Source organism: Fusobacterium varium (genome assembly GCA_021531615.1).
GTDB classification, from domain to species: Bacteria; Fusobacteriota; Fusobacteriia; order Fusobacteriales; family Fusobacteriaceae; genus Fusobacterium_A; species Fusobacterium_A varium_C.
In genome coordinates this window covers 19,844-45,274 of record JADYUE010000006.1, presented here as the reverse complement: position 1 = coordinate 45,274, position 25,431 = coordinate 19,844, and the positions used below count along the sequence as shown (strand labels likewise).

25 protein-coding genes and 6 tRNA genes are annotated in these 25,431 nt (G+C 30.6%); 22 read left to right on the top strand and 9 right to left on the bottom strand.

Features of this window, described 5'->3' with window-relative positions; genetic code table 11:
- The first annotated feature begins 160 nt into the window (after positions 1-160).
- The 3 genes from dacB (at position 161) to I6E31_04050 (ending at position 3,793) form a co-directional block, all read left to right on the top strand.
- Positions 161-1,582 carry a D-alanyl-D-alanine carboxypeptidase/D-alanyl-D-alanine-endopeptidase gene (gene dacB, locus I6E31_04060; protein MCF2639142.1) on the top strand — a complete coding sequence of 474 codons (1,422 nt, stop codon included), beginning with the start codon at positions 161-163 and terminating at the stop codon, positions 1,580-1,582.
- An 81-nt stretch (positions 1,583-1,663) separates the two neighbouring features.
- Positions 1,664-2,584 carry an LD-carboxypeptidase gene (locus I6E31_04055; protein MCF2639141.1) on the top strand — a complete coding sequence of 307 codons (921 nt, stop codon included), beginning with the start codon at positions 1,664-1,666 and terminating at the stop codon, positions 2,582-2,584.
- A 27-nt stretch (positions 2,585-2,611) separates the two neighbouring features.
- A complete protein-coding gene (locus I6E31_04050; GenBank protein ID MCF2639140.1) occupies positions 2,612-3,793 on the top strand; it encodes an amidohydrolase in 1,182 nt (393 codons plus the stop codon).
- 711 nt (positions 3,794-4,504) lie between these two features.
- Here the strand turns inward: I6E31_04050 and I6E31_04045 are convergent.
- From I6E31_04045 to hemA, 7 genes are read right to left on the bottom strand one after another with little or no spacing between them, the layout of a single operon-like run.
- On the bottom strand, positions 4,505-4,882 hold the full coding sequence (locus I6E31_04045) for a RidA family protein (protein ID MCF2639139.1): 378 nt from the start codon (positions 4,880-4,882) through the stop codon (positions 4,505-4,507).
- A 10-nt stretch (positions 4,883-4,892) separates the two neighbouring features.
- Positions 4,893-5,345, bottom strand: a complete 453-nt coding sequence (locus I6E31_04040; GenBank protein MCF2639138.1) for a bifunctional precorrin-2 dehydrogenase/sirohydrochlorin ferrochelatase — start codon at positions 5,343-5,345, stop codon at positions 4,893-4,895.
- The gene (hemL, locus tag I6E31_04035) at positions 5,335-6,645 is read right to left on the bottom strand and encodes a glutamate-1-semialdehyde 2,1-aminomutase (GenBank protein MCF2639137.1); all 1,311 of its coding nucleotides are present in this window, start codon (positions 6,643-6,645) and stop codon (positions 5,335-5,337) included. The genes I6E31_04040 and hemL overlap by 11 nt, the downstream gene beginning before the upstream one ends.
- A gap of 13 nt (positions 6,646-6,658) precedes the next feature.
- Positions 6,659-7,636 carry a porphobilinogen synthase gene (gene hemB, locus I6E31_04030; protein MCF2639136.1) on the bottom strand — a complete coding sequence of 326 codons (978 nt, stop codon included), beginning with the start codon at positions 7,634-7,636 and terminating at the stop codon, positions 6,659-6,661.
- A gap of 13 nt (positions 7,637-7,649) precedes the next feature.
- The gene (gene cobA / locus I6E31_04025; GenBank protein MCF2639135.1) at positions 7,650-9,116 is read right to left on the bottom strand and encodes a uroporphyrinogen-III C-methyltransferase; all 1,467 of its coding nucleotides are present in this window, start codon (positions 9,114-9,116) and stop codon (positions 7,650-7,652) included.
- Positions 9,109-10,008 carry a hydroxymethylbilane synthase gene (gene hemC / locus I6E31_04020; GenBank protein MCF2639134.1) on the bottom strand — a complete coding sequence of 300 codons (900 nt, stop codon included), beginning with the start codon at positions 10,006-10,008 and terminating at the stop codon, positions 9,109-9,111. Before hemC ends, cobA begins: the two co-directional genes overlap by 8 nt.
- A 2-nt stretch (positions 10,009-10,010) precedes the next feature.
- Entirely contained in the window at positions 10,011-11,012 is a 1,002-nt protein-coding gene (hemA, locus tag I6E31_04015) for a glutamyl-tRNA reductase (GenBank protein ID MCF2639133.1), read from the bottom strand.
- 288 nt (positions 11,013-11,300) lie between these two features.
- Between hemA and I6E31_04010 the strand changes: the two genes are divergently transcribed.
- The 6 genes from I6E31_04010 to I6E31_03985 all read left to right on the top strand — a co-directional run bounded on the left by I6E31_04010 (position 11,301) and on the right by I6E31_03985 (position 18,202).
- Positions 11,301-12,173, top strand: coding sequence for an RluA family pseudouridine synthase (locus I6E31_04010; GenBank protein MCF2639132.1), 873 nt, complete (start codon positions 11,301-11,303; stop codon positions 12,171-12,173).
- Positions 12,174-12,414: 241 nt separating this feature from the next.
- Positions 12,415-13,422 (top strand): type I glyceraldehyde-3-phosphate dehydrogenase, encoded by a 1,008-nt coding sequence (gap, locus tag I6E31_04005; GenBank protein MCF2639131.1) that lies wholly within the window; start codon positions 12,415-12,417, stop codon positions 13,420-13,422.
- Positions 13,423-13,517: 95 nt separating this feature from the next.
- Positions 13,518-14,717 carry a phosphoglycerate kinase gene (locus I6E31_04000; protein ID MCF2639130.1) on the top strand — a complete coding sequence of 400 codons (1,200 nt, stop codon included), beginning with the start codon at positions 13,518-13,520 and terminating at the stop codon, positions 14,715-14,717.
- Positions 14,718-15,163: 446 nt separating this feature from the next.
- Complete coding sequence (locus I6E31_03995) at positions 15,164-16,771, top strand: Na+/H+ antiporter NhaC family protein (GenBank protein ID MCF2639129.1); 1,608 nt, start codon at positions 15,164-15,166, stop codon at positions 16,769-16,771.
- 114 nt (positions 16,772-16,885) lie between these two features.
- Entirely contained in the window at positions 16,886-17,317 is a 432-nt protein-coding gene (locus tag I6E31_03990) for a GNAT family N-acetyltransferase (GenBank protein MCF2639128.1), read from the top strand.
- Positions 17,318-17,326: 9 nt separating this feature from the next.
- The gene (locus tag I6E31_03985) at positions 17,327-18,202 is read left to right on the top strand and encodes a DMT family transporter (protein MCF2639127.1); all 876 of its coding nucleotides are present in this window, start codon (positions 17,327-17,329) and stop codon (positions 18,200-18,202) included.
- A gap of 297 nt (positions 18,203-18,499) precedes the next feature.
- On the opposite strand, the gene I6E31_03980 is transcribed toward I6E31_03985, so the two are convergent.
- Complete coding sequence (locus tag I6E31_03980) at positions 18,500-20,059, bottom strand: AbgT family transporter (protein MCF2639126.1); 1,560 nt, start codon at positions 20,057-20,059, stop codon at positions 18,500-18,502.
- Positions 20,060-20,315: 256 nt separating this feature from the next.
- On the opposite strand from I6E31_03980, the gene I6E31_03975 reads away from it, so the two are divergent.
- Both I6E31_03975 and I6E31_03970 read left to right on the top strand, forming a co-directional pair.
- A complete protein-coding gene (locus I6E31_03975; protein MCF2639125.1) occupies positions 20,316-20,672 on the top strand; it encodes an FMN-binding protein in 357 nt (118 codons plus the stop codon).
- A gap of 51 nt (positions 20,673-20,723) precedes the next feature.
- Positions 20,724-21,572 carry a patatin family protein gene (locus I6E31_03970; GenBank protein MCF2639124.1) on the top strand — a complete coding sequence of 283 codons (849 nt, stop codon included), beginning with the start codon at positions 20,724-20,726 and terminating at the stop codon, positions 21,570-21,572.
- A gap of 32 nt (positions 21,573-21,604) precedes the next feature.
- On the opposite strand, the gene I6E31_03965 is transcribed toward I6E31_03970, so the two are convergent.
- Positions 21,605-22,255, bottom strand: coding sequence for an OmpA family protein (locus I6E31_03965; protein MCF2639123.1), 651 nt, complete (start codon positions 22,253-22,255; stop codon positions 21,605-21,607).
- 257 nt (positions 22,256-22,512) lie between these two features.
- Between I6E31_03965 and I6E31_03960 the strand changes: the two genes are divergently transcribed.
- From I6E31_03960 to I6E31_03910, 11 genes are all read left to right on the top strand, one after another.
- Positions 22,513-22,589: transfer RNA gene (locus I6E31_03960), tRNA-Pro, on the top strand.
- Positions 22,590-22,593: 4 nt separating this feature from the next.
- Positions 22,594-22,669 (top strand) — tRNA-Gly (locus I6E31_03955).
- A gap of 17 nt (positions 22,670-22,686) precedes the next feature.
- Positions 22,687-22,763, top strand: a tRNA-Arg gene (locus I6E31_03950).
- 23 nt (positions 22,764-22,786) lie between these two features.
- Positions 22,787-22,862: transfer RNA gene (locus I6E31_03945), tRNA-His, on the top strand.
- A 14-nt stretch (positions 22,863-22,876) separates the two neighbouring features.
- Positions 22,877-22,952: transfer RNA gene (locus tag I6E31_03940), tRNA-Lys, on the top strand.
- A gap of 4 nt (positions 22,953-22,956) precedes the next feature.
- Positions 22,957-23,040: transfer RNA gene (locus I6E31_03935), tRNA-Leu, on the top strand.
- A 67-nt stretch (positions 23,041-23,107) separates the two neighbouring features.
- Complete coding sequence (truA, locus tag I6E31_03930) at positions 23,108-23,836, top strand: tRNA pseudouridine(38-40) synthase TruA (GenBank protein ID MCF2639122.1); 729 nt, start codon at positions 23,108-23,110, stop codon at positions 23,834-23,836.
- Between the two features lie 20 nt (positions 23,837-23,856).
- Positions 23,857-24,303 carry a GNAT family N-acetyltransferase gene (locus tag I6E31_03925; protein MCF2639121.1) on the top strand — a complete coding sequence of 149 codons (447 nt, stop codon included), beginning with the start codon at positions 23,857-23,859 and terminating at the stop codon, positions 24,301-24,303.
- 94 nt (positions 24,304-24,397) lie between these two features.
- A complete protein-coding gene (locus I6E31_03920; protein MCF2639120.1) occupies positions 24,398-24,814 on the top strand; it encodes a transcriptional repressor in 417 nt (138 codons plus the stop codon).
- Between the two features lie 31 nt (positions 24,815-24,845).
- Positions 24,846-25,226, top strand: coding sequence for a desulfoferrodoxin (locus tag I6E31_03915; GenBank protein ID MCF2639119.1), 381 nt, complete (start codon positions 24,846-24,848; stop codon positions 25,224-25,226).
- Between the two features lie 12 nt (positions 25,227-25,238).
- Positions 25,239-25,397 carry a rubredoxin gene (locus I6E31_03910; GenBank protein ID MCF2639118.1) on the top strand — a complete coding sequence of 53 codons (159 nt, stop codon included), beginning with the start codon at positions 25,239-25,241 and terminating at the stop codon, positions 25,395-25,397.
- The last annotated feature ends 34 nt before the right edge of the window (positions 25,398-25,431 follow it).

The window sequence follows — 25,431 nt, the reverse complement described above, 5'->3', positions numbered from 1 at the left end:
AAAATATGAATGAAAAAATATAAAGACTTCTTGAGAAATTAGATAAATTATTAAAGAGTATGAACAAGATTGTAGATAATTTGGTAAATGGAAAAAAGCTGTTAATATGATAGAATATCTGTGTATAACTATAAAATAATATTAATCAAGAGAGGGAGAAATGATAAAAAAAGTTCTTATATCAACTATAACAGCAGCATTTATTTTAAATGGATGTAGTAATATTTCAACAGTGCCAACAATTTCTAAGGAAGATAAGCAACCAAAAGCTGTAAAAGAGTTTGTTCAAGCAGATATATTAGAGTATGGAAATTTTAGTTTTTATGCTATTGATTTAAAAAGTAGAGAAAGTATAGCTAACTATAAAGGTAAAGTTCCTTTGATTCCAGCCTCTGTAATGAAAATAGTAACTTCAGCAACAGCTTATGAAGTTTTAGGAGAGGATTTTAAATTAGAAACAAAACTACTTTATCAAGGTAAAATATCAGATAAAGGAGTATTAAATGGAGATCTTTTTATTCAAGGTGGTGGAGATCCAACTTTAGGTTCTAATGGCATAGCTAAAAAGCAGGATGAATTTTTAAAAGAGTGGATTTTAGCAGTAAAAAAAGCTGGAATAAAAGAGGTAAAAGGTGATATAGTTGTTTTAGATGATCTGTTTGGCTATGAGGGAATATCAGGAAAATGGTTATGGGAAGATATGGGAACTGATTATGCACCTATTACAAATGGAATAAGTATTTTTGATAATCTGTATAAAATATATCTGAAATCAGATAATAAAAAAGTTGCAATTGAAAAAATTGTTCCTAATGTAAAAGGAATAACTTTTGATAATAAAGTAGAAGTTTCAGAAGATGGAAAAAAGGATATCTATGTAAGAGGAATTCCATTTGATAATGCTAGAATATTAAGAGGAGTTATACCTAAGAATAAAAGTATTATCATAGATAGTGATATTCCAGATCCAGGAATGTTTTTAGGTGAATACTTCAAGGAAAATTTAATAAAAGATGGAGTAAAAGTATCAGGTAAAGTGGTTACTTCAAGAATTAGCAATAAACAACTAAAGAATGGAGAAATTTTGGCAGTTACACAATCAGCACCACTATCAGAGATATTAAAAGTTTTATTAACAAGAAGTGACAATCATTATGCAGAACATATTTTTGAAATATTGAAATTAAAAGATATAGATATCATTGAATTTTGGAAAAATAAAGGAATTAATATAGGTTCTCTTGTAATGTATGATGGAAGTGGACTTTCTTGTGCAGATAGATTATCAACAAAATTTTTAACAGAAGTTTTAATGTATATGGATAAAACAAATAAAGGATTTGCTAATCTTTTACCAATAGCAGGTAAAGAAGGAACTGTAGCTAAATTTTTAGTAGAAACTCCACTATCAGGAAATGCAAAAATAAAAAGTGGAAGTATGAGTGGAGTTCAATCTTATGCTGGATATTTAGATAAAGATGGGAAAAAAATAGCTTTTGCTCTTGTTGTGAATCATTGGAATGGAACACGTCAACAATTAAGAGCAGAGATGGAAAAACTTTTAAATGGAATGATTAAATAAGATAAAAAAGGTTGGCTTAGATATTAAAGACTCTATTGTCAGCCTTTTATTCTAATATTGTAAATAATAGAGGAGGTTACTATGATAGGAGAAAGATTGAGAAAAGGTGCAACAATTGGAATGATAGCCCCTGCAAGTTGTACTTCACTAGAAAATTTAGAGAGTGCAAAAAAGAATTTAGAAGATATGGGATTTAAAGTAGTTTTAGGTGAGAGTACAAAAAGTCAATGGTTTTCTTATGCAGGAACAGATGAATTGAGAGCAAGAGATATTAATGATTTTTTTGCAAATCCAGAAATAGATGCAATCATATGTATGAGAGGTGGATATGGTTGTAATAGATTAATAGAGTTAGTTGATTTTGAAATTATAAAAAATAACCCTAAAGTTTTTATTGGATATAGTGATATTACAACACTACATATGGCAATTCAAAGAAAAACAGGATTGATAACTTTTCATGGACCAATGGCAGTAAGCAATTTTTCTGGTGAATATAATTTAGATACATATGAAAATTTTGTAGATGTTTTAATGGTTGAACATGAAAATTATGAATTAAAAAACTTTTCTAAAGAATTAGTAGTATTGAGTGAAGGAGAAGCTACTGGAGAGATAGTTGGAGGAAACTTAGCAACTCTTATAGCTACTTTGGGAACAGAGTATGATTTAGATTATGAGGAGAAAATACTATTTTTAGAAGAGATTGGAGAGCCAACATATAAGATAGATAGAATGTTAAATCAACTGAAGAAATTTAAAGTTTTTGAAAAAGTTAGTGGGGTAATTTTAGGAGACTTTAGAAACTGTCCGCCAGCATCTGAAGAAGATATGTCTCTATTGGATGTTTTTAAAGATTATCTTTCAGGAATAAATAAACCAGTAGTATATAATTTTGAGTCTGGACATAGTGAACCTATGCTTACTTTACCTTTAGGAGCAAAGGCAAGATTAAATACTTTAGAAAAGAGAATAACAATTGTTGAAAGAGTAGTAAAATAAAATTTAATTAAATTGTAGGAGAAAAATATGGATATTACTAATATAAAAAAACTTGTTGAGGATGAAAAACAATGGCTTATTGATGTAAGAAGAGATTTTCACTCTCACCCTGAATTGGGGCAACAAGAGTTTAGAACAATGAATAAAATATGTGAATATTTAGATGAGATGGGAATAACATATAAAAAAGAGGTTTTTAAAACTGGAGTAATTGCAGAGATAGAGGGAGAGAATAAAGATTATACAATAGCTCTTAGAGCTGATATTGATGCACTTCCAATAGAAGATAAAAAAACTTGTGATTATTCATCGAAAAATCAAGGAGTTTGTCATGCTTGTGGACATGATGCACATACAACAATAGCTTTGGGAGTAGCAAAATATTTTGCTAAAAATAAAATTGTTCCCCCATGTAATTTAAGATTTTTCTTTCAACCAGCTGAAGAGACAGTTGGGGGAGCAAAACCTATGATAAAAGAGGGAGCTTTAGAAAATGTAGACTGTGTTTTTGGTTTACATGTAGATGAATATCTTCCTACTGGAGAGATAGGTATAAAATATGGAGCTATGAATGCTTCTTCAGATACTTTAAAAATAAATATCTATGGGAAGTCTTGTCATGGAGCTTACCCTAGTGATGGTGTAGATGCTATTCTTGTAGCCTCTCATGTGATGATAGCTCTTCAATCAATAGTAAGTAGAAATTGTGATGCTAGAGATAGTGCAGTTGTAACTATTGGAACAATAAATGGGGGAACTCAAGGGAATATTATAGCTGATAAAGTGCAATTAGTAGGAACTTTAAGAACTTTAAATCCAGAAGTTAGAGCCATGGCATTGAAAAGAATAGAGGAGATAGTCACTAATATTCCAAAAGGATTTGGTGGAAGTGGAGAGTTTATAAGAGAAGAGGGATACACTGCCTTGATAAACCATGATAAAGAGGTAGATATAATTAAGGAAAACGCAACTAAACTTTTAGGAGAAGATAAGATATATGAGAAAAAAGTTGCTAATATGGGAGTAGAAGATTTTGCCTATTTTATAGAAAATACTCCAGGAGCTTTCTTTACTTTAGGAGTTAAAAATCAAAGTAAAGGAATAGATAGTCCAGCTCACAATGGACTTTTCGATATAGATGAAGATGCTCTACCTATTGGAGTAGAGATGCAAATAATGAATATCTATTCTGCTTATAATAAGAAATAAATATTTATCATTCTAATAGTTAAAGTAAAAATATATTATCTCTAACATCAAGTTGACGTAATTTGGAAGTGAATATTAGAAGCCCTCAGTGAAATGCAGTTAAGAAAATGCAACGTGTTTGAGACGAAGTCGAGTTTTGCATTTTCAACGGAATGAGCAATAGGGATTCTTTATTCACTGACATGGAGTCAAATTGATGTTAAAAAAGAAATAGTGATAACTTAAATTGAATAGTAATCGCTAGAAGCAAAGGTACTTTGCTATAAAACTAACGATATATTAGAAAACCTAGCTTAGCTAGATAAATATAAGTTTTGAAAACTGAACTTTAGACTAGTTAACCTTATATAAAATTTAAGTAACTACTCACCTATTGAATATAAAATATATAAAAATCAAAATTTTATCCCAATATCAACTAAAGCCGTAATTTCCAAAAGTAAAGGAGTGTAGACGACTATTACTTTTGAGACACAGGCGAAGTCCTGTGCTACATTAATTTTTTAGAATCCCTCAGCGAAATGAAGTTAAGAAAATGCAACGTGTTTGAGACGAAGTTGAGTTCCAAAAATAGAGGAGCTTTAGTGACTGCTATAAGCTAGCTAATTTTTTATAGAATTTGATCAGCTGAGCAGATACAAATTTAATTAGCTGAATGAAAAAATACCCCTAAAATCTTATATTTAAAATTTTAGGGGTATTTTATATCTACTATTTTACAGCTACAACTTCAATTTCAACTTTAACATCTTTAGGTAGTCTTGCAACCTCTACACAAGCTCTAGCAGGCTTAGCATCTCCTAGATACTCATTGTAGATCTCATTTATAAGAGCAAAATCTTCCATATTTTTAATAAAAACAGTAGCTTTAACAACATTATTTAAACTATATCCAGCAGCTGAAAGGATAGCTTTTACATTTTCTAAAGATTGTTTAGTTTGATCTTGTACATCTTCAGAAATAAGCTCCATTGTCTCAGGAACAAAGGGAATTTGTCCAGAAACATAAAGTATTCCATTTACCTCAATTCCTTGTGAATAAGGTCCTAAAGCAGCAGGTGCTTTTTCAGTATGAATAATTCTTTTCATTAATCTCCTCCTATTGATTGGCTAATAAACTTTGAAGTTTTTCTTTTAAAGCTTTAGATTTTTTAGGTTCTCCTTTAGCAGAGATTCCAATAGTGTAATCTTCAATTTCTAATACACTGGCAAATCTACAATTCATATGGATTTTAGAGGTAATATTATTGACTAAAATTCCCCTTTCCTCACATAGATTGACAATTTTTTTATTAAATTCACTATTATCTGTTGCAGCAACAACAAGAAATTTATTATTGAGCATACTCTCTTCAAAGGGGTGAAAATTTAATTTGATATTTTTTAGTAGGTTAAATTTCTCTTCTGCTATCTCAAGAGTAACTACTTCAATATCTGCTCCTTGCTCAAGAAGAGTTGTAACCTTTCTATAAGCAATTTTTCCAGCACCTATAACTAAAACTTTCTTTCTATTTAGATCAACAAAGAGAGGGAAAAAGTTTTTATTTTCCACTGTTTTTTTCTCCAATAGCAATAAATGCTTTCTCTATAATTTCAAGAGTTTTGTCCATATCCTCTTTTGTATGAGCCATTGATACAAAATGAGCTTCAAATTGAGAAGGTGGGCAAACAATTCCATTTTCTAGCATAGTATTAAAGTAGATAGCAAAGTTTTCAGTATTTGAAGAAAGAGCATCTTCAAGATTATTTACTTCAGGTCTATCAGTAAAGAATATTGTAAATAGAGAACCTATAGAGTTTACACATACAGGAACACCATGTTTTTTAGCTAGTTCTCTAATATTTGATACTAAGTATTGAGTTTTTTCAGAAAGCTCTTTATATAGAGTTTCTCTGTTGTTGTATAGGTAACTTACAGTTTCATAACCAGCTCTTACAGATACAGGGTTTCCAGAAAGAGTTCCAGCATGGTAAACTCTTCCAACAGGAGCAACTAGATCCATTATTTCAACTTTTCCACCAAAAGCTCCAACAGGATATCCTCCACCTATAATTTTTCCTAAAGTTGTCATATCAGGAGTAATTCCAAAGTATTCTTGAGCTCCTCCTAAAGCAAGTCTAAATCCAGAGATTACTTCGTCAAAAATAAGAATAGTTCCTGTTGAAGAACAACTCTCTCTCATAGCTTTTAAAAACTCTACATCTGGAGATATCATACCCATGTTAGCAGGTACAGGTTCCATAATTAAACAAGCTATCTCTTTAGTTTCTAGAACTTTTTTAACAGCTTCTAAATCTCCAAAAGGAACTGTCATTGTATCTTTTAAAACTCCCTCTGTAATTCCATTACTATCTTGGTAACCATCTGTAAGTAATCCAGATCCAGATTTTACAAGAAGAGAATCAGAGTGTCCATGATAACAACCTTCAAATTTTAATATTTTATTTCTTCCTGTATAAGCTCTAGCAAGTCTAACAGCAGACATTGTAGCCTCAGTTCCTGAAGTAGTAAGTCTTACTTTCTCAATTGAAGGGCAACATTTTGTAATAAGTTTAGCAAGTTCAACTTCCATTTTAGTAGGTAGTCCAAAAGAACTTCCCATCTCAATAGCTTCTCTTACTCCTTTTATTACATTTTCAGGATTGTGTCCTAAAATTAGAGGACCCCAAGAGCAGATATAGTCTATATACTCATTTCCATCTTCATCCCAAATTCTAGCTCCTTTTCCTTTACAAGCAAAAATAGGTGCTTTTCTATTTACAGATTTAAATGCTCTTACAGGGCTATTAACTCCACCAGGTATATATTTTTCAGCTTTTTGAAAGATCTCTGTTGAAATTTTATGTTCCATTTTTTTTCCTCCACTAAAATTCTACTTCTTTATTTTTATACCATTTAGCTATATCTTTAGCATGGTAAGTAATTATAATATCAACACCAGCTCTTTTCATAGCAAACATATTTTCCATTACAATTCCTTTTTCATTTATCCAACCATTTTGAGCAGCGGCTTTAACCATTGAATACTCTCCACTTACATTGTAAGCTACGACTGGAAGATCAATATTTGAGATAGCTTGAACTACATCAAGATAAGCAAGAGCAGGTTTAACCATTATAAAGTCAGCACCCTCTGCAATATCAGCTTCAACCTCTCTAAAATACTCTTTTGAACTTCTAAAATCCATTTGATATGTTTTTCTGTCTCCAAAACTAGGAGCAGAATCAGCAGCTTCTCTAAAAGGACCATAATAGTTAGATGAGTATTTAGCACTATATGCCATTATAGGAGTATTTACATATCCATTTTCATCTAAGATATTTCTGATAGCTAAGATTCTTCCATCCATCATATCTGAAGGAGCAACAATATCAGCTCCAGCTTTAACGTGAGAAAGAGCAGTTTTAGCTATATATTTTAAAGTTTCATCATTGACAACTTCACAACCATCAAGTATTCCACAGTGTCCATGAGAAGTATATTCACACATACAAACATCTGTAACAATTAGAAACTCTGGGAAGTTTTTCTTAATGTATCTAATAGCCTCTTGAACTATTCCATTATCAGCATAAGCTCCAGAACCTACTGGGTCTTTATGAGCAGGGATACCAAAAAGTAAAATAGAAGTGATTCCTAACTCTTTAAGCTCTGTTAACTCCTCTCCAACTCTATCAATAGACCATCTATATTGTCCAGGCATTGAAGAGATCTCCTCTTTTATATTATTTCCCTCTTCAATAAAAAGCGGATAGATAAAATCACTTAATTTTATTGAGACATTTCTAACCATATCTCTCATAGCTTTTGAACTTCTTAATCTTCTAGTTCTTGTAAACATAAATTTTCATCTCCTATTTTAAGGCATCTAAGATACCATTAATATCATAAACTTTTGCTTCATAATCTACTGAGAAACCATATTTTCTCATAGTTTCACTTGTAACAGGACCTATTGAGGCAAATTTTATATTTTTAACACATTCTAAATCTCCATCTATACTTGCATAAAAAGCATCTACTGTAGAAGAACTCAAGAAAGTAACTACTTCAACTTTATTTAAAACCTTAATAACTTCATCTTTTTCTCTGATTATTTTCTTAGTATTATAAGCAACTATTTTATGAAACTCTCTATCATACATAGAGTTAAATTTATCAGTATCACAAGGAGAGATATCAGAAGTTATAATAAGAATCTTTTCTCCAGCTTTTGTATATTCAAGAGAAAGCTCAGCTAATTTTGATACCATATACTCTTCAGGCATAAAGTCAGCTTTTATCTTATACTCTTCTAAAAGCTCCTTTGTTTTACTTCCAACTGCACCAATTTTAAGATGAGCTAGAGATCTAATGTCATCTATTTTTTTCATAAACTCTCTAACTCCATTAGGTGAGTTAAATAGTAGAGCAGAATATTCTTTTAAATCTTCAGAAGTAACTTTAGATAGAACAGATTCTATCTCTATAAAAGGAAGTTCCACTGCAACTCCACCCATTTTTTCTATCTTATTTGAAAACTCTCCAGCTTGATTTTTATCTCTAGTAACAAGAATTTTTTTACCAAATAGATTTTTATCTTCAAACCATTTAAAAGTTTCTCTAAGATTAACTACTTCTCCAATAATAGTTATAGCAGGTGGTACAATTTTTCTCTCTTTAGCTTTTTCAATTATATTTTCTAAAGTACCAACAGTAACTCTTTGATCAGCAGTAGCTCCTTTTTCTATAATAGCAACAGGAGTTTCAGGATTTTTTCCATTTTTAACTAAGTCACTTACAATAATTGGTAAAGTTTTTATTCCCATTAAGAAAACTAATGTTCCTTCAAGTTTTGCAATAGCCTCAAAATTATGCCATGTTCCATCTTCCATAGTATGTCCAGTGAAGACATGGAAAGATCTAGCTACACCTCTATGAGTTACAGGGATTCCAGCATAAGCAGGAACGGATATAGAAGATGTGATTCCAGGGATAACTTCAAAAGAGATTCCATTATCAAAAAGAGATTGAATTTCCTCTCCACCTCTTCCAAATACAAAAGGATCTCCACCTTTAACTCTAGCAACTGTCTTTCCTTCAAGAGCTTTAGTTACAATAGTTCTATTGATTTCATCTTGAATAACTCCACCCTCTGTGTTTCCTTTACCTAGATATATCATCTCAGCATCTTTTTTAGCAAAATCAAGAATACGAGGATTGATAAGTCTGTCGTAAACTATACAATCAGCCTCTTCAATAGCTCTTTTTCCTTTTAATGTAAGAAGTTCAAGATCTCCAGGACCAGCTCCCATTATATAAACTTTTCCTTTATTAGCCATTTATTTTCTCCTTTATCTCTCCAGCTAGTTTTTGAGCAATTTTAATTCCCTCATTGATATTTGCAGTTATAGAGTCACAATAACCTTTGTCCCCATCAAAGAAGATACCATTTAATGTTACTAAATCTCCATTTAATTCACAGTTGCAACCCATAGGAGTGTGACAACCACCATCAAAGATTTTTGAAAATTCTCTTTCAATAGCAACTACTTTAGCAATTTCTTCATTGTGAATAGATTTTAAAATATTTTTAATCTCTTCATCGTTTTCTCTACATTGAATATATAAAACTCCTTGAGCAGGAGCAGGAAGAAATTTATTAGGATCAAGATATTCAGTTATTTCACTTTCTAACCCTACTCTTTTTAAACCAGCAGCTGCAAGAAGAATAGCATCATAATCATCATTTTTCAGTTTATTTAATCTAGTGTGAATATTTCCTCTAAGTTGTTTTATTACAAGATCATCTCTTAAATTTTTAAGATTCATAGTTCTTCTTAAAGAGCTTGTTCCAACAATAGCTCCAGCAGGAAGTTCCATCAAAGTTTTCCCACTTTTAGAAACTAAAACATCTCTATTATCTTCTCTATCAGGAACAGCTCCACAAATTAATCCAGCAGGAGAAACAGCAGGCATATCCTTCATAGAGTGAACTGCTAAATCAATAGTTCCATTTAAAAGTTCAACTTCTATCTCTTTAGTGAAGAAACTTTTAAGAGACTTATCACTGTTATTCCAGTTACTAACTAAGTCAGTATCTCCACTTGTAACAATTTTTTTTATTTCAAATTCTATTTCAGGGAAGTTAGCTTCTAATCTCTTTTTTATCATTTCACTTTGAGCCATAGCCAAAATACTTCCTCTACTACCAATTACAATCTTTTTTGCCATTATTAAATTTTCCTTTCTTCATAATATTGAAACCATTTTTTTAAGTTAACCATCTGTTTATCAATTAAAAAACTATAACTTTCCATAAGTTCATCTCTAGTTTTTAAATTTTTGTTGTACACTTTCCAAATATCATCAAGATTAAATAGATCTATATTTTCTTCTGAAGAAAGTTCAGGATCAATATCTCTAGGCATAGCTAAATCAAGGAAAGTATATTTTTTATCTCTGTTTAAAAGTGGAAGTAACTCCTCTTTAGTTAATACTAGATGAGGTGCTGAAGTAGCACTGATTATTACATCATTTTCAGCAGCAGCAAGATATTTTTTCTCAAAGTTTATTACATTTACATCAAAGACACTTTGAACTTCAAGAGCCTTATGATAAGTTCTATTTGTAATAGTGATATCTTTTACACCCTCTTTTACTAAAAGATAAAGAATAGCTTGAGCTAAATCTCCAACTCCAAGAATTAATATCTTTTTATCATTTAAAAATCCAATAGACTCTTTTATAAATTTAAGAGAGATAGCTTCTAATGATAAAGCATTGTGACATATCATACTTTGAGTTCTGAATTTTTTACCTAAATCAATAGCTTTATTGAAAACAATATTCAATATTTTTGAAGTTGTTTCTTGCTCCATAGCTAAGGCATGAGCTTTTTTTATTTGAGCTAAAATTTGATCTTCTCCCTTTATAACAGAAAAAAAGCCACAACTAACTTTAAAAAGATAATCTGCAGCCTCTTCCCCATGTTTTATAAAAATACCTTTTTTTAAAGAAAATTTATCTAAAAGTTCATCCATAGAAAAATTTTCATTGATATCAAGATAAAATTCTACTCTTAAACAAGTAGAAAGATTAACATATCCATTTAATTTTTTCTCTTGAAATAGTTCATGTATTATAGTTTCAGGCATCTGTTGAATAAAAGCTTCTCTCTCATTGGTATTTAATTCATGATGAGAGATCCCAAAAACTACAAGATCATTTAATTCCATCTTATTCTCCTTAAATATTTTATTTTAACTAACTATCAAAAATTTTCCCCTATACTATATTATATAATATAATAGATGAAAATTTAATAAGATTATTAGTTTTTGAAGGGAAACCACATTCAAATTATAAATTTAAGAAATTAATTATATTGATATATTCAATTTATAGAGAAAAATTTTATTAATCAGAAATAATTTAATTGGGAAGAGTTGTTAAAGATATTATTTATCTTTTTTAGCAAATATAGTAAAATATAAATAAAACCATAGAATAATGAAAGGAAGTTTATGAAAAAATTTATAATAGAACCTGAGTATGATGGATATGAGATAGGAACATATTTAAAGGAGACAAAGGGATATTCAGGAAGAGGATTAAGAAATTTAGAGATATATCTAAATGGAAAAAGAGTAAAAAATAATAGTAAGAAAGTTAGAAAATTAAATAGAGTTTTAATAAAAGAAAAGGATAAAGAAACAGGGATAAAACCTATGGAGATTCCTATCAAAGTTGCTTATGAAGATAAAAATGTGCTTTTGATAGATAAAGATCCATATATAATTGTTCATCCTACTCAAAAGAAAGTTGATAAAACTCTTGCCAATGGAGTTGTAAATTATTTTTTAAAAACAACTGGAAAAATAATGGTACCAAGATTTTTTAACAGATTGGACATGAATACATCTGGGCTTATAATTGTAGCTAAAAACTCTTATGCTCAATCTTTTTTACAAGAAAAGGGAACAGTAAATAAGTTTTATAAAGCAATAGTAAAAGGAATTGTAGAAAAAGATGAATTTTTAATAGATAGACCTATTGGAAAAGTTGGAGATGAATTAAGAAGAAGAGAGCTCACAGTAGAAGAGGGGGGACAAGAGGCACAGACTAAAATAAAAGTTGTAAAGAGATTTGAAGAGGAAAATCTAACTTTAATTGAGGCTGAACTTTTGACAGGAAGAACTCACCAAATAAGAGCACATATGGCACTGGAAGGATATCCACTATTGGGAGATGAACTTTATGGTGGAGAGGATAAGAGAGCTAAAAGACAGATGTTACATTCATATAAAACAGAGTTTACAGATGTTGAAACAGGAAAAATGATAACTGTGGAAATTGACTTACCAGAAGATATGAAAGAATTATTAGAGAAAAGATAAGTTGAATATTAAAAAGAATATTTTTATTAGAAGTTGAGAAGTAAAAAATATAAGAGTAACTAAAGTTTTTAAAAATGTTAGCAAGCTAAAAAAATGAACGTAAAAAGATTAAAATTAGTTCACCCATATTAATTGACAAAGAGGAAAAGTTATTATATAGTTGTATATATAAAATAAAACATAACACAGATTACAGTATAAAATAAAAATTAAAATAAATTAAAATTCAGGAGGGAAACAAATGGCAGTTAAAGTAGCAATTAACGGATTTGGAAGAATTGGAAGATTAGCATTAAGATTAATGGTAGGAAACCCAGAGTTTGATGTAGTAGCAATCAACGACTTAACAGATGCACACATGCTAGCTCACCTATTTAAATATGACTCAGCTCAAGGAAGATTCGATGGAACTATCGAAGTTCAAGAAGATGCTTTCGTAGTAAACGGACACACAATCAAAACTTTCGCACAAGCTGATCCTAAAAACTTACCATGGGGAGATCTAGGAGTAGACGTAGTTCTAGAATGTACTGGATTCTTCACTAAAAAAGAAAAAGCAGAAGCTCACATTGAAGCAGGAGCTAAAAAAGTTGTTATTTCTGCACCAGCAACTGGAGATCTTAAAACAATAGTTTACAATGTAAACGACAACATCCTAGATGGAACTGAAACAGTTATTTCAGGAGCTTCTTGTACAACTAACTGTTTAGCACCTATGGCTAAAGCATTACAAGATAACTTTGGAATCGTAGAAGGATTAATGACTACTATCCACGCATATACAAATGACCAAAACACACTAGATGGTCCACACAGAAAAGGAGATTTCAGAAGAGCTAGAGCTGCTGCTGCAAACATCGTTCCTAACACAACTGGAGCTGCAAAAGCAATCGGACTTGTTATCCCTGAATTAAAAGGAAAATTAGATGGAGCTGCTCAAAGAGTACCAGTAATCACTGGATCAATCACTGAATTAGTAACAGTTCTTGAAAAACCAGTAACTGTAGAAGAAGTTAACGCTGCTATGAAAGCTGCTGCAACTGAATCTTTCGGATACACTGAAGAACCATTAGTATCAAGCGATATCATCGGAATCAACTATGGATCACTATTTGATGCTACTCAAACTAAAGTTATGACAGTAGGAGACAAACAACTAGTTAAAACTGTTGCTTGGTATGACAACGAAATGTCTTACACTTCTCAATTAATCAGAACTCTTAAAAAATTCGTAGAATTATCTAAATAATTACTAGAATATTGAGAATAACTAAATAGAAAATGAATAGCGGAGCTTGTTAAGTTCCGCTATTTTTAAAAATGACAATTGGAGGATTGAAATAAATGGCTAAAAAAATAGTTACAGATTTAGACGTTAAAGGAAAAAAAGTTCTAATGAGAGTTGACTTTAACGTACCTATGAAAGATGGAAAAATCACTGATGAAAATAGAATAGTTGCAGCATTACCAACTATAAAATATGTATTAGAAAACGGAGGAAGAGTAATAGCTTTCTCTCACTTAGGAAAAGTTAAAACTGAAGAAGATTTAGCTAAAAAATCTTTAAAAGTTGTTGCTGAAAGATTAGCAGAGCACCTAGGACAAACAGTTAAATTTGTTCCAGCTACAAGAGGAGCAGAATTAGAAGCTGCAGTAGCAGAACTTAAAGATGGAGAAATCATGATGTTCGAAAACACAAGATTCGAAGATCTAGATGGTAAAAAAGAATCTAAAAATGATCCTGAATTAGGAAAATACTGGGCATCTTTAGGAGATCTATTTGTTAATGATGCATTTGGAACAGCTCATAGAGCTCACGCTTCAAACGTTGGAATCGCAGCTAACATCGGAGAAGGAAAAACTGCGGCAGGATTCCTAATGGAAAAAGAAATTAAATTCATCGGAGGAGCAGTTGACTCTCCAGAAAGACCTCTAGTAGCAATCTTAGGAGGAGCAAAAGTTTCTGATAAAATAGGAGTTATAGAAAACCTATTAGTAAAAGCTGATAAAGTTCTAGTTGGAGGAGCTATGATGTTCACTTTCCTTAGAGCTTTAGGAAAAAATACAGGAACTTCATTAGTTGAAGAAGATAAAATTGATTTAGCTAAGGATCTATTAGCAAAAGCTAATGGAAAATTAGTTCTTCCAATAGATGCTGTTGTAGCAAAAGAATTTAACAACGATGCACCACACAAAACTGTATCAGTAGATGAAATTCCTGCTGACGAAATGGGACTAGACGTTGGAGCTGGAACTGTTGAACTATTTGCAAAAGAAATCAACGGAGCAAAAACTGTAGTATGGAATGGACCTATGGGAGTATTTGAAATGCCTAACTACGCTAAAGGAACTATCGGAGTATGTGAAGCTATTGCAAATCTTCAAAATGCAACAACTATAATCGGAGGAGGAGACTCTGCAGCTGCAGCTATAAGCTTAGGATATGCAGATAAATTCACTCACATCTCTACTGGTGGAGGAGCATCTCTAGAATACCTAGAAGGTAAAAAACTTCCAGGAGTAGAATCTATTTCTGATAAATAATTAACCAACAATCACACTTAATATATGAAAACAGCCTGATAAATATCAGGCTGTTTTTAATAATAAAGTTTTTATATAGTGAAAAAAATGAAAAAAATTTTCATAAAACAGTTGACAAGATAACTGACAAGTAATATAATAAGACATCAATTAAATAGTAGTGTACGAAGATAGAGGTTGCATAATCTAAGAGTATTTGAAAACAAGATTTGTGTATCGTTTTCAAAGAAAGGAGAGGTTGCCGAAGGGTTTTTACAGACACAACTGTAAATATTCTGGGACAATATATAATATGTATTGGACTGTCACAATCTGTGGAGAGCTATCATAGTAAATTATAATATTTTTCTATCTTGTGAAAATATAATTACCATGAGTTAATTTTTGTGTATCTTCAAGAATTAATTCGTGGCTTTTTTATTTGTACTACTAGAATATTTTACAAAATGGGGGCATTTTTTATGAGAAACAGATTTTTAAGAGCAACATCAATGGTAGGGGGATTATTCCTCATGTTTTCAACTGGGTTATTTGCTGAAGAGGCAGCATATCAACCAGCATTATATTCAACTTTCTGGTCGTTAGTACCACCAATAGTTGCTATTGTATTGGCATTGATTACAAAAGAGGTGTATAGTTCTCTATTTATAGGGATAGTAGTTGGAGGGCTTTTCTATTCAGGATTTCAATTTGAAACTACTATGACACATATTTTACAAGATGGATTAGTAAAAGTTTTAGCAGACTCATACAATGTTGGGATATTGATATTTTTAGTTATTCTTGGTGGAATGGTTTGTCTTATGAATGCAGCTGGAGGATCAAGGGCATTTGGACAATGGGCAAGTAAAAGAATAAAATCACGTGTAGGGGCACAATTAGCTACAATCCTATTAGGAGTATTAATATTTGTAGATGACTATTTTAACTGTTTAACAGTAGGAAGTGTAATGCGTCCTGTAACAGATAAACACAATGTATCTCGTGCAAAACTTGCTTATATAATTGACTCAACAGCAGCACCAGTATGTATCATTGCTCCAATTTCATCTTGGGCAGCAGCAGTAACAGGATTTGTTCCAGGAGAAGATGGTTTTTCAGTGTTTATCAATGCAATTCCATATAACTTCTATGCACTTTTAACTATAACAATGTTAGTTCTTTTAGTTATATTAGGAGTAGATTATGGTCCAATGAAAAAACATGAAGCCAATGCAGCAAATGGGGATCTATTTACAACAGCAGATCGTTCATTTGTTACAAAAGATGCTGAGGGAAATTTAAATGGAACAGTATATGATTTAGTTGTTCCAGTTATATTATTAATTATCTGTTGTGTAACTGGAATGATATATAGTGGTGGATTCTTCAGTGGATCTAGCTTTGTAGAAGCTTTCTCTAATAGTGATGCTTCTGTAGGGTTAGCTTTAGGAAGTATAGTTGCTTTAATAATAACAATAGCTTTTTATTCAGTAAGAAAAGTTCTTTCATTCACAACTTGTATGAACTGTATTCCAGAAGGATTTAAAGCAATGGTACCAGCTATTATGATACTAACATTTGCATGGACACTAAAAGCTATGACAGATAGCTTAGGAGCAGCTCCATATGTAGCAGGAATGATGCAAACTTCAGCAGCAGGATTGATGAATATGTTACCAGCTATTATATTTGTTGTAGGTTGTGGACTTGCATTTGCAACTGGAACATCATGGGGAACATTTGGAATCTTAATTCCTATTGTTGTTGCAGTATTTGAAAGTGATCCTCAAATGATGATTATAGCTATTTCAGCATGTATGGCAGGAGCTGTTTGTGGAGATCACTGCTCACCTATCTCTGATACAACAATTATGGCATCAGCAGGGGCACAAAGTAACCATGTAAACCATGTTTATACTCAGTTGCCTTATGCTTTAACAGTAGCAGGGATTTCATTTATATCTTACATAATAGTAGGATATACAAGAAGTTTACTATTAGCACTTCCAGCTGGAATAATTATGGTATTTGCTGTACTGTTCTTCTTTAAAATGAGAAGTAAAAATAATTAGGCAAATAGATGATTAAAAATAACTCTTCTATCTTAGTTTAATGAGGTAGAGGAGTTTTTTTTATTATTGCTAAATATAAGAAAATATTCTATACTGAGGCTAAGGGGTGATAAAATGATAAAAAAATTTGATGGAACAATTGAAATGTTAGAAGATGTTATGATTATTGACAATGAATCTTTTAAAGATATTGATTGTGATGTAGAGACTCTTTGTAAACGGTTAGAAAAAAACAGACAGTATGAATTATATGTAAAGTATAAAAGAGATATTCCAATAGGCTATCTAGGGCTATTATTTGTGGCAAATCTGCATTATGATGGGGTTTGGGTAGATTTAATAGCTGTGAGAAAAGAGTGGCAAAATAAAGGGATAGGGCAGGAGCTATTAAAATTTGCTCAAGATATAGCCAAAGAAAATGGTATAGATACAATAACAGGACTTGTAAAGAGAGAAAATCTATCATCATCAGCTATGTTTAAAAAGGAAAAATTTAATTGTGATGAAACAGGATTTCTTCTTTATATAAAAGGGTTAGAAAAATAGGGTGTAGATATGGAGAGAAATAGAAAAATAGAGGTTATAGCTTCTATAGTATTAGCAGTGGTAGCATTAGTTTGGGGGACAACTTATGCAGTGATAAAAGATACATTAAGCATTATTCAACCTTTTTCCCTTATGATGTTTAGATTTGGGTTTTCAGCACTTATTTTAAGTTTGATGTATTTAAAAAAATTTAAAACAATAAAAGGTGTAGATTTGAAAAGGGGAATAATAATAGGAATATTTATGTTTTTAGCTTTTTATTTCTTAATAGTAAGTATAAGATTTACAACAGCTTCAAAATTCTCCTTTATAGTAGGGGCATATGTATTGATAGTTCCTTTTTTATCTTGGATTATTAATAAAACAAAGTTAGATAGATATGCAATAGTAGGAGCTATTTTAGCAACTATCGGATTAGCTTTTTTAACAATGGAAAAGGGAGCAGTATTTAATCTTTGGGATCTTGTAGCAGGTTGTTGTTCTTTTTTCTTTGCAGCTCATATGATAGCTATTGAAAAATACAGTGGAGATTCAGATCCTATACTTCTTACAATTATTCAATTTATAACAACAGCAGTTTTATTTATAATTTTAACTGGAGTAAAAGAGGGATATAATTTTACAGTACTACCAGAAATAAAATGGACTTTAGGGTATTTAGTAATCATAAGTACAATAATTCCATTTGCTATACAGAATATTGTTCAAAGATATATTTCCTCTACAAGTACAGCATTAATTTTAACTTTGCAATCAGCTTTTGGATCAATTTTTGCAGTTTATTATTTAGATGAGAGAATGACAAAGCAGATGATAATAGGATGTTTATTAATTTTTATAGCAATTGTGTTTCAAGAAACAAAATTAAAATTTTTAAAAAGATAAATTTTTCCTAATAAAGTCACAAAATTTTCACAATTATTTGTTATATTTGTATCATAAATCTTTCCCCAAGATGTTTTAATATATAGAAAATAAGAAAAGATCCCTCTTCCCCAAAAGGGATTTTTTCTATTTTTTGTTGAAATATAATATAAGAAAAATATGTCTTAGAAAGTTCACACTAAAGTCACAATTTATTGTTATCATAACAGTATAAAATCTTTCCCCAAGATGTTTTAATATATAGTTAAGAAAATCCCCCTTATCTCTAAGGGGGATTTTTCTTTTTAGGGAAATAGGTTATAGGAAGTTAGTTGTTCCAAAACCTATAGGTAAATTTAGTGATAACCAAATAACAAAGAAAATTATACTAGAAACAAGTATAGTTATAGCATGTGGAATCATATATGTTATAAGATCTCCTAAACCAAATCTTTTATTGTATTTTCCACAGTAAAGTAATATTAAAGCAAAATAACTCATTAGAGGAGATATTACATTTGTAGAAGAATCTCCAAGTCTATAAGCTAATTGAGCAAGTTCAGGAGAGATTCCCATTTTGTACAACATAGGTAAGAAAATAGGAGCTAAAAGAACATATTTACTTGTCATAGATCCTATAAATAAGTTAGCAAAAGCACAGAAGAAAATAAATGCAATAACTAAAGGAATACCTTTTAAACCTATTCTAGCTAAAAATTTTCCACCTTCAGCAGCAATTATTGTACCAAGTTGAGTATAAGCAAACCAAGATATAAATATTGAAGAGAAGAAACAAAGTACTATAAATGCTCCAAATCCATCTAAAGCTTTAAATAATAAACTCATAAGATCTTTATCGTTTTTAATTTTTCCAGCACCTATTCCATAGAAAAGTCCAGGGATAAAGAAAATAAAGCAGATAACAGGAACAATAGCTGCTAGTAATGGACTCCAACCTAATAGTAATTTTCCAGTATCAGGATTTCTTAAAGGTCCCCAAGAAGGTACAGAAAGTAATCCAATTATAGCAAAAGAAACTATAAAACCAATTCCAGCATATTTTAAACCTTTATTTTCTTCAGGAGTAATATTTGTTTCATCTTCAGTAGAGTTTTCTATATCTTCAATAGTATCATTGAAGAAAAGATTTAATTTAGGTTCAATAAATTTATCATTAACAAAAGCAATAATAAAAGTTACAAAGAAAGTAAAGAAGAACATAAATATAGAGTTAGCTAGAGGAGTTACTATATAAGTAGGGTCTACAATGCTAATAGCAGCAGTAGAAAGCCCTCCAAGTAGAGCATCTATTGAAACTAAACAAGCAGCAAATCCTGCAGAAGTTGAACTAAATCCCAATAGGATACCAGCAATAGGATTTCTTTTTAATTGTTTATATAAAATTCCAGCAATCGGAATAACAAGAACATATCCAATATCTCCAGCAAATGAAGAGTTTACTCCAAGGAAAGCTATAAAGTAAGAAACATATTTTCCATTTATTTTTTTCATAGCTTTTTTTAAGAAACTAGGGAAAAGTCCCACTTCATTTAGAAAGTTAAAGAATAGAGAGAAGAATAAAACTATTCCTAAAGGCTCAAATAAGATAAAATTTTTAACTGCTGATTCAAAAATCCATCTAATTCCTTCAGCATCAAGTAGATTTTTTACTGCGAAAGTTTGAAGTTCTATCTGTTTTGTAGAACGATTGATAGCTTCAATTTCAACAGAAACTCCCATTTTAGATAAAATTACTGATAAAATAGCAATAACGATAGAAAAAATAATGAAAATAGTAACTGGATGTGGTAATTTATTAGCAATTATTGCAACTTTTCCTAAAAAACCACTAGTTTGTTTAGAATTTCCTTCTGACATAATAGAACACTCTCCTTAATGTTTTAATATAGTTTTCACTAAAAAATATTATAGTGTAGTTAATACTACTAATATAATTTATTTTGTAGTAAAAGTCAAATAAATTTTTGAATAATAATAGTACATATAATTTTAAAAACGACATAAAAAACAATAAAATAGCACAAAATAACAAAAAATAATAAAAACTATTGAAAAAATTTGATAATTACTTTAAAATATAATGAGTGATATTTTAAAAGATGAGGGTGAAAAGATGGAAATTGAAAAAATAAGAAAATATTGTGTAATTGGGTTTATTATTGTAGGGTTAGCATGTATTTTTGTTGAAAAAGCTAACGGACCTAAACTATATACAGGTGTAGGAGATGGGTTTGACAGCGAAATTACAGTAGAAATTATGGCTAAGAAAAACAGTAAAGGAGAATTAAGAATCTCTGATATAAAATACACTCATGGGGATACTGAAGCTATAGCTGGACCAGCATTAGATGAACTTGTAACAAAAGTAAAAAATACTCAAAGTATAGATGTTGATGTAGTAGCAGGAGCTACTTACTCTTCAGAAGGATTTATTCAAGCATTAAATGATGCATGCTCAAAAATAAAATAATGATTTTAACTGCACTTATAACTAAGTGCAGTTTTTTATAAAGGTGATATTATGAAAATAGGAGTAGTTTTAGAAGGTGGGGGAATGAGAGGTATCTATACAGTAGGAGTATTAGATGCCTTTGAAAAAAATAATTTTATGCCTGATTATCTTATAGGAGTTTCAGCGGGAGCTTCTAATGGAGTTTCTTTTATATCTAGGCAAAAAGGTAGATCATTGAGAATAAATACTAATTATATTAATGATAAAAGATATTTGAGTTTATATAATCTTTTAACTCAAGGATCACTTTTTGGAATGGATTTTATTTTTAATGAAGTTCCAGCAACTGATGAACCTTTTGATTACAAAGCATTTTTTGAAAATCCTTGTGATTTTAAAGTAGGAGTTACAGATGCTTTAACAGGAAAAGCAGTTTTTTATGGAAAAGACTCCTTAAATGATGGAGCTACAGTATTAAAAGCTTCAGCTTCAATTCCTCTTGTATCTAAAGCTGTTGTTTATAGAGGAAGAGAGTATTTTGATGGAGGGACTTCAAGTCCTATTCCAGTAGATGAAGCACTAAAAGATGGATGTGATAAGCTTATAGTAGTTTTAACTAGAGATAGAAATTTTATTAAACCACCATTAAAAATGCAAGGTTTTTGTTCATTGATTATGAGAAAATATCCAGCTATGGTAGAACTTCTAAAAAGACATCATGAGGTTTATTTAGAAAATCAAGAGAGAATAAAAGAACTAGAAAAAGAGGGAAAAGCCTTTGTAATAGCTCCTAAAACTCCTCTATTAATAGATAGATTTGAAAGAAAAAAAGAGAAATTATTAAAAGAGTATCACCATGGATTTAATGATGGAGAAGAGTTTTTACAAAATCATTTAAAAAATTTTATCACTAAATAAAAAATTCCAGCATATAGCTGGAACTTTTTTTATTATTGCATAGGTAATATTTCAATTTCAACTCTTCTATTTTGAGCTCTTCCACTTGCAGTACTGTTAGTAGCTCTAGGATATTCTTCTCCATATCCTATAGAAGATATTCTTCTGCTTGAAACTCCTTGTTGGATAAGGTAATTTCTAACACTAGCAGCTCTTTTTTCAGAAAGAGTTAGATTGTATTCATCAGAACCTGTATTATCTGTATATCCATTTACAATAACTCTAGTTTCAGGATAGTTTACTAAAACAGTTGCAATAGAGTTTAATGGTCCATAGAAGCTAGGAACAATTTTAGCACTGTCAGTAGCAAAAGTTACTCCACCAGGAAGAGAAAGATTTAGATTTTCACCTTTTTGGTTAACTTCTACTTCAGTATTTTTTAGACGTTCTCTTAGTTCTTGTTCTTGACGATCTCTATAAGCTCCCCAACCAAGACCAGCTAAAGCACCAATTCCAGCCCCAATAAGAGTTCCTTTAGTATCTTTACCTATAATTTGTCCAAGAAGTGCTCCAGCAGCAGCTCCACCAGCAGTTCCTTTAGTTTTGCTATTTACAGATCCAGTTTCATCAAGAAAAGGTGAAGATGTACAACCAGCAAGAGTTAAAGCAAGTAAAAGACCAGATATTATTTTTTTGTTGTTCATAGTGAAACCTCCTTTTAAAATTTTATTTAAAAAAATAAGATTTTAGTTGTATTTTCTAAAAAAAAGATAAAAATCCTTCTTTATAGTTATATTATATATTAAATTTTTTAAAAAACAATCACAATTTTATATAGAAATAAAGAACGTTTTGAATTATTAAAAAATAAAATTTAAAATTTTTTAAAAAAAATAAAAAAAAGTGTTGACACAAAGTGGGATAAATGATATAATCATTCTTGTCTTGAGAGAAAAGGCGTCGGAATATAGCGCAGTCCGGTAGCGCATCTGCCTTGGGAGCAGAGGGCCGCAAGTTCGAATCTTGCTATTCCGACCATTATGCGGGAATAGCTCAGTTGGTAGAGCGTCAGCCTTCCAAGCTGAATGTCGCGAGTTCGAACCTCGTTTCCCGCTCCAAAAGACTTTTACTGAGTGTGTCTGTAGCTCAGCTGGATAGAGCAACGCCCTTCTAAGGCGTGGGTCAGGGGTTCGAATCCCTTCAGACACGCCACTATCTAAAATTACAGAGATATGGTGACTGTAGTTCAGTTGGTAGAGCGCCAGTTTGTGGCACTGGTTGTCGCGAGTTCGAGCCTCGTCAGTCACCCCATAAAATTTAATAATGCGTCATTAGCTCAGTTGGTAGAGCACACGACTTTTAATCGTGTTGCCACAGGTTCAAATCCTGTATGACGCACCATCGTGCGAGGATGGCGGAATTGGCAGACGCGCTAGACTTAGGATCTAGTGTCCCAGACGTGAGAGTTCAAGTCTCTCTCTTCGCACCAATAAGCTAACAAGAGATTCTACAGAATCTCTTTTTTTTATATTCATGTATAGAGAATGTGAGGAAAAATGAGAAATATAAAGATAACATATAGATATGATGGCAGTATGTTTTATGGATCTCAAAGACAGCCAGAAAAAAGAACAGTTCAAGGAGAGATAGAAAAACTTCTAAATATCTTATTAAAAGAGGAGATAAATATGGTATCTTCAGGTAGAACAGATAGAGGGGTACATGCTTTAATACAAGTTTCAAATTTCTTTACCTCTTCACCAATACCTTTAGATAGAATGAGATATGCTTTAAATAGAGGACTACCTTTAGATATAGAGTTATTAGATATAGAAGAGGTAGATTTAGAATTTAATTCAAGATTTTTACCTAAGAGTAGAGCATATAGATATATTATGACTTGGAAAAGAAATCCTTTTGAAAGTAGATATACAACATATGTAAATAAAAAAATAGAAAAAGATAGATTTTTTGAGATTATGAAACCTTTAATAGGAGTACATGATTTTAATAATTTTAGAATGAGTGATTGTGGAAGTAAAACCTCTATAAGAGAGATATATAGTATAGAGCTTTTTGAAGAAGATCAAAAATTAATTGTTGAGATAAGAGGAAACTCTTTTTTAAAGTCTCAAATTAGAATAATGATAGGAACAGCTTTAGAAATTTATTTTGGTAACAGAGATAAAAACTATCTAATAGATATGTTAAATAATCCAGAAAAAAAATATATAAAAAAGGTTGCAGATCCCTTTGGACTATATCTATCAGAAGTAAATTATTGATTGATATTTTGGAGGAAAAAATGGATTTTAAAGAATTAAACAGGGCAGATTTACCATTGATAAAGGAAATAGTTGAATTAGAAGAGGAAGCTTTTGGAGGAAAAGGTGGAGTTGATCTTTGGATTTTAAAAGCTCTTTTAAGATATGGAAAAGTTTTTGTATTGGAAGAAGATAATAAAATAATATCTATTATTGAATATATGCAATGTTTTGATAAGAAAGAAGTTTTTTTATATGGAATTTGTACTTTGAAAAAATATAGAAATCAAGGAAATGCCAATAGAATAATGGCAGAGAGTGAAAAATATTTAAAAAATAAAGGATATAATGAAATATATCTTACTGTTGATCCAGAAAATGAAATTGCTATTAATATGTATAAACATTTTGGATACTCAATAGTAGAATACCAAGAAAATGAGTATGGAGAAGGTATACATAGATATCTTATGAAAAAAACTATATAATTAATAAAAAACTAACTTGACATAATTTGAAATTCATTATATTATTAAATATATAATCATTACAATTTTGAATTTAGAAACAAGGAGGTTGAAAATGAGCTTAGAGATAATGGATATAGGTGAATATTTAAAAGAACATTCTATAAAGCCTTCATATCAAAGAATGAAAGTATTTCAATATTTACAAAAAAATAAAAATCATCCAACAGTGGATATGATATATAAAGCTCTATGTACAGAGATTCCTACTTTATCTAAAACAACAGTTTATAATACATTAAATTTATTCATAGAGAAAAAAATAGCTAATATCTTAGTAATAGAAGAAAATGAAACAAGATATGATGCTACAATGAATGTCCATGGGCATTTTAAATGTGAAAAGTGTGGAAAGATTTTCGATATAGATGTAGATAAAAGATTGCTAGATACAAAGAATCTTGAAAATTTTGAGATAAAGGAACAACACCTTTATTTTAAAGGAATTTGTCAAGACTGCTTGAATAAATAGTGTATAGCAAATATAACATGGAGGTGCTTTTATGAACAAAAATGATCTTTTAAAATGTAAAGAGTGTGGAATGATAATGGAAATTGTATCACTTGGTAAAGAGTGTGGAGTAGCAAAACCAGAAGTTGAAGTATTAGAGGCAAAAACTCAAGATGCAGCAACTGAAAAACATGTTCCTTATGTTGAAGAAAGAGAAAATGGTTACTTAGTAAAAGTTGGTAAAGAGGCAAAACATCCAATGCTTGAAGCACACTATATTGAATTTATAGAACTTATAATAGATGGAGATAAACTTTATAGAAAATATTTAAACCCTGGAGATGAACCTGAAGCTTTCTTTGAAATTGCTAAAGGAAAAGATGTTGTAGCAAGAGAATATTGTAATATTCATGGTTTATGGAAAAACAGATAGGAGGCAATTTCAATGAGAAAATATGAATGCGAAGTTTGTGGATATATATATGATCCAGAAATCGGAGATCCAGATAATGGAATAGCAGCAGGAACAGCGTTTGAAGATTTACCAGAAGATTGGGTATGTCCACTATGTTCTGCAGGAAAAGATGATTTTTTAGCAAAATAGCAAATTAAAAATAAATTTTATACCAAAACAGGAG